This window comes from Sandaracinobacteroides sp. A072, from assembly GCF_052616365.1.
In genome coordinates this window covers 293907-310742 of the sequence record NZ_JBQXGU010000003.1, presented here as the reverse complement: position 1 = coordinate 310742, position 16836 = coordinate 293907, and the positions used below count along the sequence as shown (strand labels likewise).

The 16836-nt window shown below is 66.1% G+C and carries 15 protein-coding genes; 8 read left to right on the top strand and 7 right to left on the bottom strand.

All coding sequences use genetic code 11. The features are described 5' to 3' along the window. Positions 1–80: 80 nt before the first annotated feature. From ettA to ACUJ46_RS10385, 5 genes are all read left to right on the top strand, one after another. A complete protein-coding gene (gene ettA, locus ACUJ46_RS10405; RefSeq protein ID WP_445390420.1) occupies positions 81–1760 on the top strand; it encodes an energy-dependent translational throttle protein EttA in 1680 nt (559 codons plus the stop codon). A gap of 17 nt (positions 1761–1777) precedes the next feature. Next, positions 1778–2083 (top strand): hypothetical protein, encoded by a 306-nt coding sequence (locus tag ACUJ46_RS10400; RefSeq protein WP_445390419.1) that lies wholly within the window; start codon positions 1778–1780, stop codon positions 2081–2083. A gap of 21 nt (positions 2084–2104) precedes the next feature. Then, entirely contained in the window at positions 2105–2800 is a 696-nt protein-coding gene (locus ACUJ46_RS10395; RefSeq protein ID WP_445390418.1) for a squalene/phytoene synthase family protein, read from the top strand. A gap of 53 nt (positions 2801–2853) precedes the next feature. Further along, the gene (locus ACUJ46_RS10390) at positions 2854–3369 is read left to right on the top strand and encodes an EF-hand domain-containing protein (RefSeq protein ID WP_445390417.1); all 516 of its coding nucleotides are present in this window, start codon (positions 2854–2856) and stop codon (positions 3367–3369) included. Between the two features lie 198 nt (positions 3370–3567). Next, positions 3568–4200, top strand: a complete 633-nt coding sequence (locus ACUJ46_RS10385; RefSeq protein ID WP_445390416.1) for an outer membrane protein — start codon at positions 3568–3570, stop codon at positions 4198–4200. 54 nt (positions 4201–4254) lie between these two features. Here the strand turns inward: ACUJ46_RS10385 and ACUJ46_RS10380 are convergent, their stop codons facing one another. Continuing rightward, a complete protein-coding gene (locus tag ACUJ46_RS10380) occupies positions 4255–7023 on the bottom strand; it encodes a [protein-PII] uridylyltransferase (protein WP_445390415.1) in 2769 nt (922 codons plus the stop codon). 212 nt (positions 7024–7235) lie between these two features. Between ACUJ46_RS10380 and ACUJ46_RS10375 the strand changes: the two genes are divergently transcribed. Next, complete coding sequence (locus tag ACUJ46_RS10375; RefSeq protein WP_445390414.1) at positions 7236–8804, top strand: spinster family MFS transporter; 1569 nt, start codon at positions 7236–7238, stop codon at positions 8802–8804. 8 nt (positions 8805–8812) lie between these two features. Beyond that, positions 8813–9589, top strand: a complete 777-nt coding sequence (locus tag ACUJ46_RS10370; protein WP_445390413.1) for an SDR family oxidoreductase — start codon at positions 8813–8815, stop codon at positions 9587–9589. Positions 9590–9668: 79 nt separating this feature from the next. On the opposite strand, the gene ACUJ46_RS10365 is transcribed toward ACUJ46_RS10370, so the two are convergent. Both ACUJ46_RS10365 and ACUJ46_RS10360 read right to left on the bottom strand, forming a co-directional pair. Then, on the bottom strand, positions 9669–10211 hold the full coding sequence (locus ACUJ46_RS10365; protein WP_445390412.1) for an SRPBCC family protein: 543 nt from the start codon (positions 10209–10211) through the stop codon (positions 9669–9671). Between the two features lie 13 nt (positions 10212–10224). Next, positions 10225–11166, bottom strand: coding sequence for a hydroxymethylglutaryl-CoA lyase (locus ACUJ46_RS10360; RefSeq protein WP_445390411.1), 942 nt, complete (start codon positions 11164–11166; stop codon positions 10225–10227). A gap of 100 nt (positions 11167–11266) precedes the next feature. Between ACUJ46_RS10360 and ACUJ46_RS10355 the strand changes: the two genes are divergently transcribed. Next, positions 11267–12466 (top strand): CaiB/BaiF CoA transferase family protein, encoded by a 1200-nt coding sequence (locus tag ACUJ46_RS10355; protein WP_445390410.1) that lies wholly within the window; start codon positions 11267–11269, stop codon positions 12464–12466. 100 nt (positions 12467–12566) lie between these two features. Here the strand turns inward: ACUJ46_RS10355 and ACUJ46_RS10350 are convergent, their stop codons facing one another. The 4 genes from ACUJ46_RS10350 to clpA all read right to left on the bottom strand — a co-directional run bounded on the left by ACUJ46_RS10350 (position 12567) and on the right by clpA (position 16774). Then, the gene (locus ACUJ46_RS10350; protein ID WP_445390409.1) at positions 12567–13187 is read right to left on the bottom strand and encodes a hypothetical protein; all 621 of its coding nucleotides are present in this window, start codon (positions 13185–13187) and stop codon (positions 12567–12569) included. A 110-nt stretch (positions 13188–13297) separates the two neighbouring features. Continuing rightward, positions 13298–13954, bottom strand: coding sequence for a GntR family transcriptional regulator (locus ACUJ46_RS10345; protein WP_445390408.1), 657 nt, complete (start codon positions 13952–13954; stop codon positions 13298–13300). A gap of 117 nt (positions 13955–14071) precedes the next feature. After that, positions 14072–14419 (bottom strand): DUF1294 domain-containing protein, encoded by a 348-nt coding sequence (locus tag ACUJ46_RS10340; protein ID WP_445390407.1) that lies wholly within the window; start codon positions 14417–14419, stop codon positions 14072–14074. A 9-nt stretch (positions 14420–14428) separates the two neighbouring features. Next, positions 14429–16774 (bottom strand): ATP-dependent Clp protease ATP-binding subunit ClpA, encoded by a 2346-nt coding sequence (gene clpA, locus ACUJ46_RS10335; protein ID WP_445390406.1) that lies wholly within the window; start codon positions 16772–16774, stop codon positions 14429–14431. Between the last annotated feature and the right edge of the window lie 62 nt (positions 16775–16836).

The following is a 16836-nucleotide window of genomic DNA, read 5'->3' as shown; positions in this document are numbered from 1 at the left end:
TGCGCGGTTGAGACGGGCGCGCGGCTGGGCTAGACGCGCCGACAGATTTCCAACCCCGTCGCCGCACGAGAAGGACTGCCGTGGCCTATCAGTACAGTTTCGTCATGAAGGGTCTGACCAAGACCTTCCCTGGCGCGTCCAAGCCGATCCTCAATAACATCCACCTGCAGTTCCTGCCCGGCGCCAAGATCGCGATCATCGGCATCAACGGGTCGGGAAAGTCGACCCTGATGAAGATCATGGCCGGCATCGACAAGGATTATGTCGGCGAGGCCTGGGCCGCCGAAGGCGTACGCGTGGGCTATCTCGCCCAGGAGCCGCAGCTCGATCCGGACAAGAGCGTGCTCGAGAATGTGAAGGACGGGGTACGCCCGGTTGCCGACATGATCGACCGTTTCAATGCCATTTCCGCCGAAATGGGCGATCCGAAGGATGACACGGACTTCGACGCCCTGATGGCCGAAATGGGCGAGCTTCAGGAAAAGATCGACGCCGTCGATGGCTGGACGCTCGACAACCAGCTGGAAATCGCGATGGACGCCCTGCGCTGCCCGCCGGGCGACTGGCCGGTGACCAATCTTTCGGGCGGCGAGAAGCGGCGTATCGCGCTGTGCCGCCTGCTTCTCGAAAAGCCCGACATCCTGCTGCTGGACGAGCCGACCAACCACCTCGACGCCGAATCCGTCGCCTGGCTCGAACAGCATCTGAAGGAGTATCAGGGCAACGTCATCCTCGTTACCCACGACCGCTACTTCCTCGACAATGTCGTGAACTGGGTTCTGGAACTCTATTACGGCCAGGGCATCCCCTTCGAAGGCAATTATTCCGCCTGGCTCGAAGCCAAGGCCAAGCGCATGGCGCAGGAATCCCGCGAGGAGGAGGGCCGCAGCAAGGCTATCAGCCAGGAGCTTGAGTGGATCCGCTCCAGCCCCAAGGCGCGGCAGACGAAATCCAAGGCGCGGATCAAGGCCTTCGACGAACTGGTCGCCAGGCAGGATGCCCGCCGGACTTCGGATCGCGAAATCCTGATCCGCAACCCCGAGCGCCTCGGCTCGACCGTCATCGAGCTGAACGGCGTGTCCATGGCCTATGGCGACAAGCTGCTGTTCGAGGATCTTACCTTCAGCCTGCCGCCGGGCGGAATCGTCGGCGTGATCGGGCCGAACGGCGCGGGCAAGACCACGCTGTTCAGGATCATCACCGGCCAGGAAAAGCCCGACACCGGCACCGTGCGCATCGGGGAAACCGTGCACCTCGGCTATGTCGACCAGTCGCGCGACGCGCTCGACCCGAACAAGACTGTCTGGGAGGAAGTCTCGGGCGGGAACGAACGCTTCTATTTCGGCAAGCAGGAAATTTCCTCGCGCGCCTATGTCGGGGCGTTCGGCTTCAAGGGCACCGACCAGCAGAAGAAGGTGGGGCAGCTTTCGGGCGGTGAGCGCAACCGCGTGCACATGGCCAAGATGCTGAAGGATGGCGGCAACGTCCTCCTGCTCGACGAACCGACCAACGACCTCGACGTGGAAACGCTGCGGGCGCTGGAAGAGGCGCTGGAGAATTTCGCCGGCTGCGCCGTGGTCATCAGCCACGACCGCTTCTTCCTGGACAGGCTGGCAACCCATATCCTCGCCTTCGAGGGCGACAGCCATGTCGAGTGGTTCGAAGGCAATTTCGAAATGTACGAAGCCGACAAGCGCCGTCGCCTTGGCGACGCGGCAGACAGGCCGCACCGCCTGCAGTACAAGCGCCTGACCCGCTGAGCCCGAGGGGACGTTCCATGCCGATGGTCTATGATTATGAAGTGGCGATCTATGGCGGGCCGGAAGGCCTGGATGGCGACCGCGCGCGCATCTTCCTGCACGCGCCGGATGGCCAGCAGACCGGCACCATCCACTTCCGCGTTCCCGGCGCCCCCCTGCGCCCCGAACGGGAAGGCCGCACGGTGAGCCATATCGACCTGCCCGAAGCGATGATCGCGACCATCACCGATCTGCTTCGCAACGAAAAGCCGATCTTCTTCCCGAAGACCACGGTGCGCAGCCTGCGCACCGGCAAGGAGCCGGTGGGCGAAGGCGAGGAATGATCAGCCGGCCGGCCTGACCGCATGGACGATGGCCTCTCCTCAGACCTGAAGCGCCGTGACCGTGAACGCTGGCTTTCGGTGCTCTACGCACCGGAAGCCGCGCGACCGGCGCTGATTGCGCTGCATGCCTATGATCTTGAGCAGCTGCGCGTCGTGGCGGACGCCCGCGAGCCGATGCTGGCCGAAATCCGCCTCGCCTGGTGGCGGGACCAGCTCGACCATCTGGCGGGCGGCACTGCCGCGCCGCCGCAGCCGATCCTGCAGGCGCTGGCGGCCCATGCCGTGCCGCGCGGGCTGGACCCGGCCGGCCTTTCCATCATCGAAGAGGGCTTCCTTCCGCTGCTGACGGATGGCCCGCTCGACCCGCTGGCGCTGGCCACATCGCGTGGCGCTCCGCTGTTCCGGGCGCTTGCAACCGTTGTTCTGGGCCGTGCCCCTGAAGCGGCCGAAGCCGAAGCCGCCGAACTGGCCGGCACGCGCTGGGCGCTTGCCCGACTGTGGCGGCCGGGCTGGGGGCAGGCTGAACTGCGGCTTTCCCGGCTCGATCCGCCGCGGCTTCCTGACCTCCCCGCTACCCGTCTGCCGGCATCGCTGGCCGTGCTCGATGCCCTTGCCCATGAGGATTGGGCGCGCCTGCGGTCTGGCCGGCCCCTGCGGCGCGCGGCCTCGGCCGGCCGCCAGTGGCGGATGCTGCGCACGGCCATTTCCGCCCGCTAGGCGGCTGGCTGTCGCCATGCTAGGCGGCATCCGGGGTCGGCACTGGGGCGCGGGTGGGCGCGCCCGGTCCGAAAGCGCTGTCCATGCTCCACGCCCGGTTTCGACTGTTTTTCGCGCTTGGCGCAGCCCTTGCCCTTGGCGCGGCGGCGACGCTCTGGGCCACCGGCAGTGCGGAGAAGGCGGCATCGCCCCAGTCCGCGGCGCCGGCCATGGCCCCGCTGGCCCCACCCCTGCCGGACGATGGCGAAGATGTGCCGCCCGCCCCGCTTCCGCCTTCCCCGAAAAGCCGGGAGGAAAAGCGCTTCGCCCGCGCCGACCGCGATGACGACGGGCGAATCCTGCAAGATGAATATCTGCACGTGCGCCGCCGCAACTTCGACAAGCTCGACCGGGACGGGGACGGGCGGCTGTCGTTCGAGGAATATGCAGCAAGCGGCATCGCGAAATTCCGCAAGGCGGACTCTGACGGCAATGGCGCACTGACAGCGGCGGAGTTCGCGACCACGGCGCCGCCGCCACGAAAGCCGCGTGCCTGCGCCTGCCCGCAGGACAATGCCGCAGCGGAATGATGTGACCAGTCCGGCAGTCCGGAAAGCATGCATCTGGCATGGTGCATGACTAAATCATTTATTAACCTCAGGAAAACGGCGGATTCAGCGCCTCGTCAGCCAGCCGGCGGCATGAAGGGCGCAAGGTTGGCTGCAGGCCGGCCGAATCAACAAGGGCCGGCCCCGAGCCGCCCGATATAATGTGAAAGGTTTCTTGCCATGGCTCTTGCCAGGACTGTTTTCGGCGCCGCCCTTTTCGCTGGCGCCACTCTTGCCGCCTCCCAGGCGATGGCTGCCGAACCCTTCAACGGGCCCTATATTGGTGCCGAACTTGGCTGGCAGCAGAACAAGATGGGCACGAAGGCCAGGCTCGGCGCGCCGGTCTATGACGTCAAGGACAAGGACGACGCCTTCGCTTATGGTGCCGTGCTCGGTTATGATGCGAAGGTAGGCAGCGGCTTCGTGCTGGGTGCGGAGGCATCGGTTTCCGGTAATGACGGCACCGTGCGCGGCCCCGCCGGCCTCAGCTATGATACCGGTCGCACGCTCGGCCTCGCGGCCCGCGCCGGCGTCCTCGCCGGCCCCGAGACGCTGGTTTATGGTCGGGGTGGCTGGGTGAACACGCGCTTCACTGTCGAGGATGCCGTCGGCAGCCGCAGTTCCAACCGCGATGGCTGGACCCTTGGCGGCGGTGTCGAGCATATGCTGACGCAGAATGTCTCGCTGAAGGGCGAGTATCGCTACAGTGAATACAAGAGCTTCCCGGCCCGCACGCTTGATGTCGCCACGAATGATGCAACGGCCAGCCCGTCGCGCCATCAGCTCATGGCTGGTGTGAACGTCCGCTTCTGACCTCCGGACGAACATGCCGCCGCCGGCCCCTTGCCCTTTCCGGGCGGGGGCCGGTCAGGCGGCCGCGCCGTCTTTCCTGTCGTCTGCCGCGCCCGGCGTCGCGGCAGCTTCCAGCAGCCGGCGTTCCAGCGCTTTCAGCCTTTGCGTCGAGACGATCTTGTCCCCCGTCAGGTCGGTCAGATAGAAAGTGTCGACCGCCCGTTCGCCATAAGTTGCGATATGCGCGGAATGGATGGTGACCCGCGCGCCATAAAGCGCATAGGTCAGCGCATAGAGCAACGCCGGCCGGTCCAGCGCATTCACTTCCACCACCGTGAACCTGTTCGACGCCTTGTTGTCGATCAGCACCTGCGGCACGACGCGGAAGGCTTCCTGCCGTCGCCGCGGCAGGGGGCGCGCCTTCAGCCTGTCGGCCAGCTTCACCTTGCCGGCCAGCGCATCCATCACCGCCGTTTCCATCCGGCGGATCTGCTCCGGCTCGTCGAACGGGCCGCCGAGCGGGTCCTGCACAACGAGATTGTCGAGCGCCATGCCATCGCGCGTGGTGTGGATTCGCGCATCGACGATGCTGGCCCCGCCCAGCGCCAGCCCGCCGGCGATACGGTAGAAGATGCCGGGATGGTCCGCCGCATAGATGGTGACGAGCGTCGTTCCAGCCACCTTGTCCGGCTGGGAGCGGATGCTGAACTGCTGCTTGTCCCGGTCCGCGTCCATCACCAGCGCCATGTTGGATGCAAGCACATCCGATGGCTCGGCCAGCCAGTAGCTGTCCGCGAAGCGGGTGGCATAGGCTTCGAACTTCGCCTCGGCCACGCCCATCACCTGGCGCAGCCGCTCCTGCCGCCGGGATATGCGCTCGCGCCGGCCCGTCTGCTTGTGGCCCAGGCGCAGCACTTCTTCGGCGCTGGTGTAAAGCGTGGTCAGAAGCTGCGCCTTCCAGCCGTTCCACACGCCCGGCCCCACGGCGCGGATATCCACCACCGTCAGCACCAGCAGCAGGCGCAGCCGCTCCATGCCGGCCACGGCCTCGGTGAAATCGAGTATGGTCTTGAAGTCGGCGAGGTCGCGCTTGAAGGCCGTGGCGCTCATCAGCAGATGGTAGCGCACCAGCCATGCAACCGTATCCGTCTCGGCTTCCGTCAGGCCGAGGCGCGGGCACAGCTTCATCGCCACTTCGGCGCCCAGCACGCTGTGGTCCCCGCCGCGGCCCTTGGCGATGTCATGCAGCAGAACGGCGACGTAGAGGACGCGCCTGGACAGCAGCTGGTGGATCACCGTGGACGACAGCGGATGGTCGTCCTGCAGCGCGCCCTTCTCGATCCGGGCGAGCAGGCCGATGGCGCGGATGGTATGCTCGTCCACTGTATAATGATGGTACATGTCATATTGCATCTTGGCCACGACACGCCCGAAATCGGGAATGAAGCGCCCGAAGACCCCGGCCTCGTTCATCAGGCGCAGCGTGGTTTCCGGGTCTCTCGGGCTGGTCAGCACATCGAGAAACAGCGCGTTGGCGCGGGGGTCCCGGCGGACCGCCTCGGTGATCAGCGCTGAATCGCGGGCCGCCTGCCTGAGGGTGAGGGGGTTGATCTCCAGCCCCTCGCGGTCGGCGATCTGGAACAGTTCGATGAGCCGGACCGGATCCTCGGCGAAATAGCTGTCCGACGGGGCTTCCATGCGCCCGCGCACCAGCCGGAAGCCATTGAGCCGGCGCGGCCGCCGTGAAAGGCGGGGCACCCAGGCGGTTCGCGAGACGCTTTCCTCGAGATGCGCCAGGAACAGCCCCGTCAGGCTGCCGACCTGGCGCGCCGTGAGGAAATAATGGCGCATGAAGCGCTCCACCGCCGCCATGCCCGGGCGGTTGGCATAGTTCATCCGGTCGGCAAGCTCGCGCTGCACGTCGAAGGTGAGGCGCTCCTCGGCCCTGCCGGCGAGATCGTGCAGGCTGATGCGCACCGCCCACAGATGGTTGTGGGCACGCTGGAACTGCCGGTAATCGGCCGCCGTGAAGAGGCCCTTGTCCACCAGTTCGGCGGCGCTGGTCGCCTGCATGGCGAACTTGCCGATCCAGTAGAGGGTCTGCAGGTCGCGCAGGCCGCCCTTGCCCTCCTTCACGTTCGGTTCGACGACATAGCGGCTGTCGCCCATCCGGCGGTGGCGCTCGTCGCGCTCGGCGAGCTTTTCGGTGATGAAGGCCCGGGCCTCGCCGGCGACGATATCCGTCATGAAGCGGCTGCGCGCTTCTTCATAGAGGGACTGGTCCCCCCACAGGTAGCGGGCTTCGAGCAGCGCTGTCTTCACGGTCAGGTCGGATTTCGCCATGCGGATCATCTCGTCCACCGTGCGGGTGGAGTGGCCCACCTTCAGGCCCAGATCCCACAGGATGTAGAGAATGGCCTCGACGACCTGCTCGACCCAGGCGGTATGGCGAAGCGGCGCCAGGAACATGATGTCCACGTCCGACCATGGCGCCATTTCGGCGCGCCCGTAGCCGCCCACGGCCACAAGGCAGATGCGTTCGGCCGTGCTCGGATTGTCCAGCCGGTAAAGCTGCTGGGTGGTGGCATCGAAGGCCATGCGCAGGATCTGGTCGATCAGGAAGGATTGCGCGGCCGCCAGTTCCATGCCCCGCCCCGGGTTGGCGCGGATGCGGCGGCGGATTTCGGCCCGGCCGTCATCCAGCATCTTCCTGAGCGCCATCGCAACCGCGAGGCGGCGTTCCTCGGCGGGGGCATCCGCAATGGCTTCCTGCACTCGGGCAGTGGCCTGCCGCCGGTCGATGATGGCGCGCCGGTTGGGCACATGGTCGTAAAGGCTGCTCATGTCATGCCCTGATAGCCTGTTCCGGGGCAGGCGCACAGATGGCAGGGCCGTTTCCGGGGCATGACGCCATGTGTGCTCCATGTGCGCTCGATGTTCGCTCGGGCCTTCCGGTCTCGACATGCGCAAATGGACAGGGCCGCAAAGCCTGAAACCTGTTTCACGGCGGAAATTTGGCTGCTAGGTGATGACCCGGGAGAATTACGGGGGAATGCATGGAGCCTACTGAAGCCGAAATCGCCGAAGCCAAGTCCCGGGTCGGCGGTCCTTACAGCTGGTATGTGCTGGGCGTTCTCGTCCTCGTATACGTCTTCAACTTCATCGACCGGCAGATCATGTCCATCCTTGCGGAGGACATAAAGCGCGACCTGGGCATCGGCGATGCCGAAATCGGCTTTCTCTATGGCACGGTGTTCGGTGTCTTCTACGCACTGTTCGGCATTCCGCTCGGCCGCCTGGCAGACATGTGGCACCGTGTCCGCCTGCTGACGGCGGGCCTCACCCTCTGGTCCGGCATGACGGCGCTGTCGGGCGCAGCGCAGAATTTCGGCCAGCTGGCCGCAGCCCGCATCGGCGTCGGCGTCGGCGAAGCCTCGGCCACACCCGTCGCCTATTCGGTATTGTCAGATTATTTCCCCAAGGAAAAACGCGCAACGGCGCTCGCCGTCTATTCGTCCGGGCTTTACCTCGGTGGCGGCATCTCGCTGTTCCTGGGCGGTTTCATCAAGGATGGCTGGAACGACGCCTTCCCCGGTGGCGGCCCGCTCGGCCTTGTCGGCTGGCAGGCCGCCTTCATGGCGGTCGGCATTCCGGGCCTGCTGCTCGCCATCTGGGTTTCCACCCTGAAGGAGCCGATCCGCGGGCTTTCCGAAGGCATCATCATGCCCAAGGAACCGAGGCCCTGGCCGAAATTCTTCACCGAGCTTTCCTCGGTTCTGCCACCCTTCACCTTTTTCCACGCGGCCCGTTACGGCAAGCGTGCGCTGATCGAGAATGTAATCGCAGCGTTTGTCATCGCGGCGATCGCCTGGGGGCTGACACAGCTGATGGGCAGCTGGCAGCAGTGGCTGGCGCTCGGCACCGGCTCCTATGCGGTGTTTTCCTGGTCGCAATCCATCAAGATGCGCGACCGGCCGACCTACCAGCTCATCTGGGGCACGCCGGCCTTCATCCTGGTCGTCATCACCTTCGGGATCGTCTCGCTGAAGGGCTATGCCGTGGGCTTCTGGGCAGCGCCCTATGCCATGCGCACCTTCCAGGTGGACGCAGCGACCGCCGGCCTGTTCCTGGGCGGCGGCGGCGCGCTGGGCGGCTTTCTGGGCGTGATCATCGGCGGCCGCATGGCGGACTGGTTCAAGCGCGGCAACCCGGCAGGCCGCCTGTTCGTGCCCATGGCCGGCATCTTCGCCACCGCGCCGCTCATCTGGCTGCAGTTCACGACGGAATCGGTCGCCCTGTTCTACGTTCTGGCCTTCTTCAACTCGATCACCGGCTCGATGTGGGTGGGGGTTGCTGCCGCCACGACGCAGGATCTTGTGCTGCCGCGCATGCGCGGCGCTGCCACGGCCACCTATTTCCTCGGCACCACCATGATCGGCCTGGGCCTTGGCCCGTTCACCGTGGGCAAGCTGTCCGAGGTGTTCGGTAGCCTTGCCAAGGCCAATCTGGCACTGATCACGCTCATGCCTGTTGCCGCGGTGCTGCTCTATCTCATCTACCGCCAGCTTCCGGCAGCCGAAGCTTCGAGGCTCGACCGTGCGCGGGCCCATGGCGAACCAGTCTAGGAGTGCTCATGTCGTTCAGGATTTCCGATCTCTTTTCCGTTGCCGGCAAGACCGTCGTGATCACCGGCGGAAGCCGGGGCATCGGTGAAATGATCGCCCGCGCCTATGTCGAGAATGGCGCCAGGGTCATCCTCAGCAGCCGCAAGGCATCCGATGTGGAAGGGCTTGCAGCCGAACTCGGCCCGAACGCGACCGCCATCGCCGCAGACCTGTCGCGGATGGAGGAGATCGAGCGCTTCGCGGCCGAAGTCGCGAAGCTGACGGACAAGGTCCATATCCTGTTCAACAATGCCGGCGCCTCCTGGGGCGCGAGTTTCGACGAATTCCCCGAAGCCGGCTGGGACAAGGTGATGGACCTGAACGTCAAGTCCGTCTTCTTCCTGTCGCAGAAACTGGTGAAGCTTCTGGAAGCGGCGGCAACGCCCGAGGATCATGCGCGGATCATCAACATCGGCTCGATGGATGGCCAGCATGTGAGCCACATGGAAACCTACAGCTATGCGGCATCGAAGGCGGGCGTGCTGCACCTGACCCGCATGATGGCGAAGAATCTCGCCAGCCGGAACATCACCGTCAATGCGATCGCGCCGGGCTATTTCCCCTCGAAGATGACGGCGAGCGTCGCCGACGACATCAACGAGAATGCCCTCGACAAGACCCCGCTGAAGCGCTGGGGGGATTCGCTGGACATGGCCGGTTGCGCGCTGTTCCTGGGCTCCAGGGCTTCGGCCTTCCTGTGCGGCGCCACCATCACGGTGGATGGCGGCTATTCCACCACGGCCTGATCCATTTTCCTGAGCGCAGTGCGGCGGGCCTTGCCCGGCCGCACCGCCTCGGGGCCATTCTGTCCCAGGCTGAACTGCTTCAGGGGCCGGGCTGTGTGTCCGCTCCGCCTATTTGTTTGACAAGCCGCCGGAAGGCGGCGCTCATCACCGCGTCGACCGGTTCCGCCATGGCTTCCAGCCCGGATGCCGTGCCGGCCACCCTGTATTCCATCGACAGCAGCGTGCCGGGTCCATCCGGCTTCAGGGTGAAGTCTAGCACGGCGTTGACCGGGAGCGCCTGAAGCGGCCCCAGGCCGCCTTCGAGCCTGAGGAGGGCAGGCGGCATGGACGCCAGCACGCTTGCGTGGCGTACGCTGCCCCCATCCCAGCGTTCCAGCAGCGCGCCGCCCGCATCGGCTTCCAGCCTCATGGCGCCCACCTGCCCGGAATGGCTGTGCGCAGGATCCCACCAGCGGTGCCAGGCAACAAGGGCCGCCCAGACATCCGCCGGCGCCCTCGACAGGCGGGCGCTGCTAGCCGAGGTGAAACCCTCTGGCCCGCGTGTCACCAGTTCGGCGCGTGAAGGGCCGGCGGCAATCAGGGCGGCAAGCCCGGCGGCCAGAAGGATGATGTGGCGGGCCATGGCCGCGCGCCCTTCAGGCCGCTGCCGGCGCGCCGCTCCAGCCGCCTGCCTTGCCCAGCATGGAAGGCAGCGGCCGGCCGATCAGCGGCTCGAACCAGTGGTTGATGGCGATGAGGGCATCGAGGTCCAGCCCATGCTCCACGCCTGAGCGGTCGAGCATGTAGACGAGATCCTCGGTCGAGATATTGCCGGTCGCGCGTGGCGCGAAGGGGCAGCCGCCCAGCCCGCCAAGGCTGGAATCCAGCACCGCGACCCCGGCGCGCACTGCCGCCCAGGCATTGGCGATGCCGGTGCCGCGCGTGTTGTGGAAATGCGCCCTCAGGCGCACGCCCGGCGCTGCCTCGCGCACCCGGCCGAAAAGATCCTCCACCTGCGCCGGCACGCCCACGCCGATGGTGTCGGCAAGTGCAATCTCGACGGCGCCGGCATCGGCCATTTCGGCGGCAAGGCTGGCGATTCGCTCGGCAGGCACCAGGCCTTCGAACGGGCAGCCGAAGGCGGCGGAAATGGTCACCTGCGGCACCAGCCCGCCTTCGCGGGCAAGGCGGAGCATCTCGCGGTTCTCGCGCAGGCCTTCGGCGATCGTCTGCCCCTGGTTGCGCTGGCCGAAGCTGTCGGAGGCGACGAGGACGCAGCCCGCCTCGTCCACGCCGCGCCGCCCGCCCTCGCGTGTTTCGAGCGCGCGCAGCACGCCGCGCTTGTTGAGAACGAGGCCGATGTAGCTGACGTCCGGGCGGTCGGGCAGGGCGGCGATCACCGCCTCGCCATCGGCCATCTGGGGCACGCGCGCCGGGTTGACGAAGCTGGCAACCTCCAGGCGTCTTGCGCCGGCATCGATCAGCCGGGTCAGCAGGGCGACCTTGTCGGCCGTTGTGATGACGGCCTTTTCATTCTGAAGGCCGTCGCGGGCGCCGACTTCGACGATCTGGACATGCCCGCCGCTTGCTTGCGCCATCGGGATTCTCCGCCATGCGATGGAGTGGATTGTATACAAATGTCACCACAGCCTATATGCCCCGCGCGCAAGACAGGCAAGCAGGCAGGAAAGGACCACCATGGCACAGGGCGCGCTGGACGGATTGCGGCTGATCGAGGCAGGGCAGCTGATCGCAGGCCCCTTCTGTGGCCAGCTGATGGCCGATCATGGCTGCGAAGTGATCAAGGTGGAGCCGCCGGCGGACCCGTCCGACCCCGGCGCCGGCGACCCGATGCGCCAGTGGGGTCGTGGCAAGCCGGTGTGGTATCCCGTGATCGGCCGCAACAAGAAGACCATCACCCTCAACCTGCGCGACCCGCGCGGGCAGGAACTGCTGCGCCGGCTGGTGCGCAAGTCGGATTTCATGCTCGAGAATTTCCGCCCCGGCACGATGGAGAAATGGGGTCTGGGCTATGAGGCGCTGGCGGCGGAGAACCCCGGCCTCATCATGATCCGCGTGTCCGGCTTCGGGCAGACGGGCCCCTACGCGCCGCGCGCCGGCTATGGCTCCATCGGCGAGGCGATGGGTGGCATCCGTAACCTGGCGGGCGATCCGAGTTCGCCGCCAAGCCGTGTCGGCATTTCCATCGGCGATTCGCTGGCGGCCACCTTCGCCTGCCTTGGCGCGATGATGGCGCTGCATCACCGCCACCGCACGGGCGAGGGGCAGGTCGTCGATTCGGCGATCTATGAAGCGGTGCTGGCGATGATGGAATCGACCGTGCCGGAATATACGGAAGGCGGTTATACCCGCGAACGGACCGGCTCCATCCTGCCGGAAATCGCACCCTCCAACGTCTATCCCTGCACCGACGGGGAAATCCTGATCGCCGCCAACCAGGACAGTGTCTTCGCACGGCTCTGCGAGGCGATGGAGCGCCCGGACCTGGCGACCGACCCGCGCTATGCCACCCACCATGCCCGGGGCGCGCGGCAGGCGGAACTGGATGCGCTGATCGCCGATTGGACGCGCGGCTTTTCCGCCGCAGACCTGCTTGCCCTGATGGATGCCCATGGGGTGCCGGCCGGGAAGATCTACAAGGCGCCCGACATGCTGGACGACCCGCATTTCAAGGCCCGCGAGGCGCTGGTGAAGGTGGCGCATCCGCAATTCCGCAACCTGTGGATGCAGAATGTGTTTCCGAAGCTTTCGGCAACGCCCGGCAAGGTGAACTGGCCGGGCCAGCCCATCGGCGCCCATACGGATTCAGTCTATCACGAGCTTCTGGGCCTGAGCGATGACGATATCGCCGGGCTGCGCCAGGAAGGCGTGATCTGACGCGCGCCGACGGCTGAAACAGGCTGTGGCGTGAAACAGAAAAGGGCCGGGGCGTGTGTCGCCCTGGCCCTTTTTCTTTATCCTGCTGCTGAGATATCTCTCAGATGATGGCGCGTTGCTTGCGGCGGATCTGTTCGCGCATGGTGCCGAGGCCTCGGGCATCCAGCAGCAGGTCGGCTTCGTCGAAGTCGATGGCGCGGGCGTCCTGCATCTGCAGCCAGCGGAAGACGAGCGCCCCCCAGCAGGGCAGCAGGATTGCAAGGTCCCAGGTGCCGATCCCGCTGCTGACAGCATTCGCTTCCGGACCCAGCAGATAGAGGCTGAGTGCTGCAGTCGCGATCATCTGGGTGGTGGCAAGCTTGCTGCCCGGCAGCATGGCGATGCGGATGACGCCGAGGACCAGCCCGGCCACCAGCAGGCGGGTGGCGAGAACCGCCGGGGCCGCTTCCTGCAGAAACAGAAGGAGCAGAAGCCCGAGGGTGAGTGCGCCGGCAAAGATGCCGAAAACGGATGCGCGCTGTTCGAGATGGTTGCGCTGGGCGGCGATGCGGGCCTGGCGAAGCCCGATGTCCGGGTTGGCGGCGGACGCTGTGCGCATGGTTTCATCCATGTGCATCCGAGCCTGCTCCGGCTGGTTCTCGATCAGCCTGTCGAGCGCCGCGCGGGCATTGCGGGCGCGGCGGAGTGCGGTTTCCGAGCGGAGTTCGGGCATCTGCTGCATGGTGCGACCTTGACCTTTCACTGTGCCGGTTTGCCCGGTCTGAAAGCATGGTTAACGCCAGCCGGCGGCGCGGCCCACCCCCCAGTGTGTAAAGGATGTTTGCGCCGTGCTCAGTCTTCGGCCTGCGCAGGCGGCAGGGCGGAAGCCGCGCGGAAGGCGTGGAAGGCGCGGCGGATATGGCCTGTCATAACGCTTTCCGCCCAGACCGGATCGGCCGCCGCAAAGGCTTCGAGAAGGGCGTCATGCTCTTCATGGCTGCGCTGGAAGGCGCGGTTGTCATAGCGTTCGGCCGTGCGCCGCACCACGGGCTGTTCCACCAGCGCCGCCAGCATGGACACAAGGCGCGGCGATTGCGCCGCCTCCACGACGAGGGCGTGAAAGGCGCTGTTCGCCTCAAGGAAGGTGGCGGCATCGCCCGTGCGGACGGATTTGAGGATCCGGGCGTTGTGCGCCCGCAGGGCCATGAGCGCGGCCGGGCCGATCCGGGTGGCGGCGCGCGCGGCGGCATGGCCTTCGAGGATGGCCCGCAAGGCGAACATTTCGGCCACATCTTCTGCCGACCAGTCGGCAACGAAGGAGCGGGCGCCGGGGCCGCGCCGGACGAGCAGGTCCGCTTCGAGCCGGCGAAGCGCCTCGCGCACCGGGGTCCGCGACAGGCCGCACAGGTTCGCCAGTTCCTCTTCGCGAAGCGGCGCCCCGGGCGGCCATTCGCCCCCGGTGATTCCGGCGCGGATCCGGGCATAGGCCGTGTCTGCGGCTTTTGACATGCTGGCAAGGTCTCCCTTGAGGAGGAAGGGCCACTTACAGGCGTAACTGGCAGGCGCTTGCGGGGCGGCGTCTGCTTGCCAGCATATTGTATACAATATTGCCCGGCGCAAGCGGGCTCAGCCAGCCTCAGCCGTCATCAGGCCGGCAATCGCCAGGCCCAGCAACAGGCCTGCCTGCGCCACGGCGATGAGGCGCAGGCGAAGCATGAAGGAAGGCTTGCGCCTTTTGTGGCGGAAAACCTCTGTTGCCAGCAGGGCTGCGGGCGACCCGCCGATGAGCGCCAGCCTGAGCAGGCGGCGTTCCGGCAAACGCGGCAGCCCGTGCAGCGCCCGCAGCTTGTCCTCCCGGAAGCGAAGGAGGGTCCAGCCGTTCACCGCCAGCAGCAGGCCCGCCAGCAGGGGCGCGCTTGCGAAGCCGACCCCTGGCAAGGCCTCGGCAAGGCCTTGCCAGGCGGCGCCGTTCACGCGCTGGCCCTATTTGCTTGCCGAAGCGTCGGGTGCGGTCTCGGGCTTCTTGCGCTTGCGGGCCTTGGCCTTGGGCGCGGCGGCGCTGATCTCGAAGGCCGGCTTGTCATCCCGGATGTGCACCCGCACCTCGCCGCCATGCACCAGCTTGCCGAACAGCAGTTCGTCGGCAAGCGGGCGCTTGATCATTTCCTGGATCAGGCGGCCCAGCGGGCGCGCGCCATAGCTGCGGTCATAGCCATGGGCGATCAGCCACTGCTTGGCTTCATCCGAAAGGGCGATATGGACATCGCGCTCCGCCAGCTGAAGCTCGAGCTGCAGGATGAACTTGTCGATTACGCGGGCGACGATTTCCGGCGGCAGGTAATCGAACGGCACGATGGCGTCGAGGCGGTTGCGGAACTCCGGCGTGAACAGCCGCTTGATCGCCTCCTCGTCCTCGCCCACGCGCGGCCCGGCGCCGAAGCCGATGCCCTCGCGCGCCATGTCCGCAGCGCCTGCGTTGGTCGTCATGATGAGGATGGTGTTGCGGAAATCGACCGTCTTTCCGTGGTGGTCGGTCAGCTTGCCATTGTCCATCACCTGCAGGAGGATGTTGAAGAGGTCCGGGTGGGCCTTTTCGATTTCGTCGAGCAGCAGGACAGAATGGGGGTTCTGGTCGACGGCGTCGGTCAGAAGGCCGCCCTGGTCGAAGCCGACATAGCCCGGCGGCGCGCCGATCAGCCGGCTGACGGAATGGCGTTCCATATATTCCGACATGTCGAACCGGGTCAGCGGAATGCCGAGGATGGATGCCAGCTGGCGGGCCACTTCGGTCTTGCCGACCCCGGTGGGGCCGGAAAAGAGGTAGTTGCCGATGGGCTTGTCCGGCTCGCGCAGGCCGGCGCGAGAGAGCTTGATGGCCGATGCGAGGATCTCGATCGCCTTGTCCTGCCCGAAGACCACGCGCTTCAGTTCGCCTTCCAGGTTTTCCAGCACCTTCTTGTCGTCCGTCGAGACGGATTTCGGCGGGATTCGGGCCATGGTGGCGACGACGGCCTCGATTTCCTTCACGCCGATCAGGCGCTTGCGGCGCGATTCCGGCAGCAGCATCTGGGCTGATCCGCTTTCGTCGATCACGTCGATCGCCTTGTCGGGCAGCTTGCGATCATTGATGTAGCGCGCCGAAAGCTCGACCGCCGAACGGATGGCGTCGGGCGTGTAGCGCACATTGTGATGCTTTTCGAAGGCCGGCTTCAGGCCGGTCAGGATCTTCACCGTATCCTCGACGGTCGGTTCGTTCACGTCGATCTTCTGGAAGCGGCGCAGCAGCGCGCGGTCCTTCTCGAAGTGGTTGCGGAACTCCTTGTAGGTGGTGGAGCCGATGCAGCGGATCGCACCCGAGGACAGCGCCGGCTTCAGCAGGTTTGAGGCATCCATCGCGCCGCCGCTGGTGGCCCCGGCGCCGATCACGGTGTGGATCTCGTCGATGAAGAGAACCGCGTGCGGCAGCTTCTCGAGCTCCGTCACCACATTCTTCAGCCGTTCCTCGAAATCGCCGCGATAGCGGGTGCCCGCCAGCAGCGCGCCCATGTCGAGCGAGTAGATGGTGGCCTGCTTCAGAACGTCGGGTACATCGCCCTCGACGATCTTGCGCGCCAGCCCTTCGGCGATGGCCGTCTTCCCGACACCGGGGTCGCCGACATAGAGCGGGTTGTTCTTGGAACGGCGGCAGAGGATCTGGATGGTCCGGTCCACCTCGGCGTCGCGTCCGACAAGCACGTCGATCTTTCCGGCGGCCGCCTTCTCGTTCAGGTTCACGGTGAACTGCTTCAGCGCCGATTCCGGAGCCTTCTGCTGGCGTTCGCCGCGGCGCTCCTCGCGCGCTTCATTCTGCTCTTCCGCGCCCTTGGGGGTCTTCGGGTCGCTCATGCCCGGCACCTTGGCGATGCCGTGGCTGATGTAGGAAACGGCGTCGAGGCGGGTCATGTCCTGCTGCTGCAGGAAATAGACGGCGTGGCTCTCGCGCTCGGAAAAAAGGGCGACAAGAACATTCGCTCCGGTCACGTCCTCGCGGCCGGAAGACTGCACATGGAGGATGGCGCGCTGCACCACGCGCTGGAAGCCGGCAGTGGGCGAGGGATCGACCGAACTGTCGGCCTTCAGGCTTCCAAGCTCGGTGTCGAGATAGCGGGTGACCTGGGCGCTCAGCTCGTCGAGATCGACTCCGCACGCCTTCATCACGACGGAGGCGTGGGTATCCCCGATGAGGGCAAGCAGCAGATGTTCAAGCGTTGCATATTCATGCCGGCGCCGGCTCGCCTCGGCGAGGGCATTGTGAAGGGTGGTTTCAAGATCACGCGAGAATGAAGGCATCTGACCGTCCTGTCTGGCCGGCGAAGAGTCCGGCCTGCAGGCAATGTCACCATGAAGGGACA

Excerpts from the sequence above, each read along its gene's own strand:
- ACUJ46_RS10400 (WP_445390419.1), top strand. The coding sequence starts at position 1,778 with ATGCCGATGGTCTATGATTATGAAGTGGCGATCTATGGCGGGCCGGAA.
- ACUJ46_RS10395 (WP_445390418.1), top strand. The coding sequence starts at position 2,105 with ATGGACGATGGCCTCTCCTCAGACCTGAAGCGCCGTGACCGTGAACGC.
- ACUJ46_RS10385 (WP_445390416.1), top strand. The coding sequence starts at position 3,568 with ATGGCTCTTGCCAGGACTGTTTTCGGCGCCGCCCTTTTCGCTGGCGCC.
- ACUJ46_RS10380 (WP_445390415.1), bottom strand. The coding sequence starts at position 7,023 with ATGAGCAGCCTTTACGACCATGTGCCCAACCGGCGCGCCATCATCGAC.
- ACUJ46_RS10375 (WP_445390414.1), top strand. The coding sequence starts at position 7,236 with ATGGAGCCTACTGAAGCCGAAATCGCCGAAGCCAAGTCCCGGGTCGGC.
- ACUJ46_RS10370 (WP_445390413.1), top strand. The coding sequence starts at position 8,813 with ATGTCGTTCAGGATTTCCGATCTCTTTTCCGTTGCCGGCAAGACCGTC.
- ACUJ46_RS10365 (WP_445390412.1), bottom strand. The coding sequence starts at position 10,211 with ATGGCCCGCCACATCATCCTTCTGGCCGCCGGGCTTGCCGCCCTGATT.
- ACUJ46_RS10360 (WP_445390411.1), bottom strand. The coding sequence starts at position 11,166 with ATGGCGCAAGCAAGCGGCGGGCATGTCCAGATCGTCGAAGTCGGCGCC.
- ACUJ46_RS10355 (WP_445390410.1), top strand. The coding sequence starts at position 11,267 with ATGGCACAGGGCGCGCTGGACGGATTGCGGCTGATCGAGGCAGGGCAG.
- ACUJ46_RS10350 (WP_445390409.1), bottom strand. The coding sequence starts at position 13,187 with ATGCAGCAGATGCCCGAACTCCGCTCGGAAACCGCACTCCGCCGCGCC.
- ACUJ46_RS10345 (WP_445390408.1), bottom strand. The coding sequence starts at position 13,954 with ATGTCAAAAGCCGCAGACACGGCCTATGCCCGGATCCGCGCCGGAATC.
- clpA (WP_445390406.1), bottom strand. The coding sequence starts at position 16,774 with ATGCCTTCATTCTCGCGTGATCTTGAAACCACCCTTCACAATGCCCTC.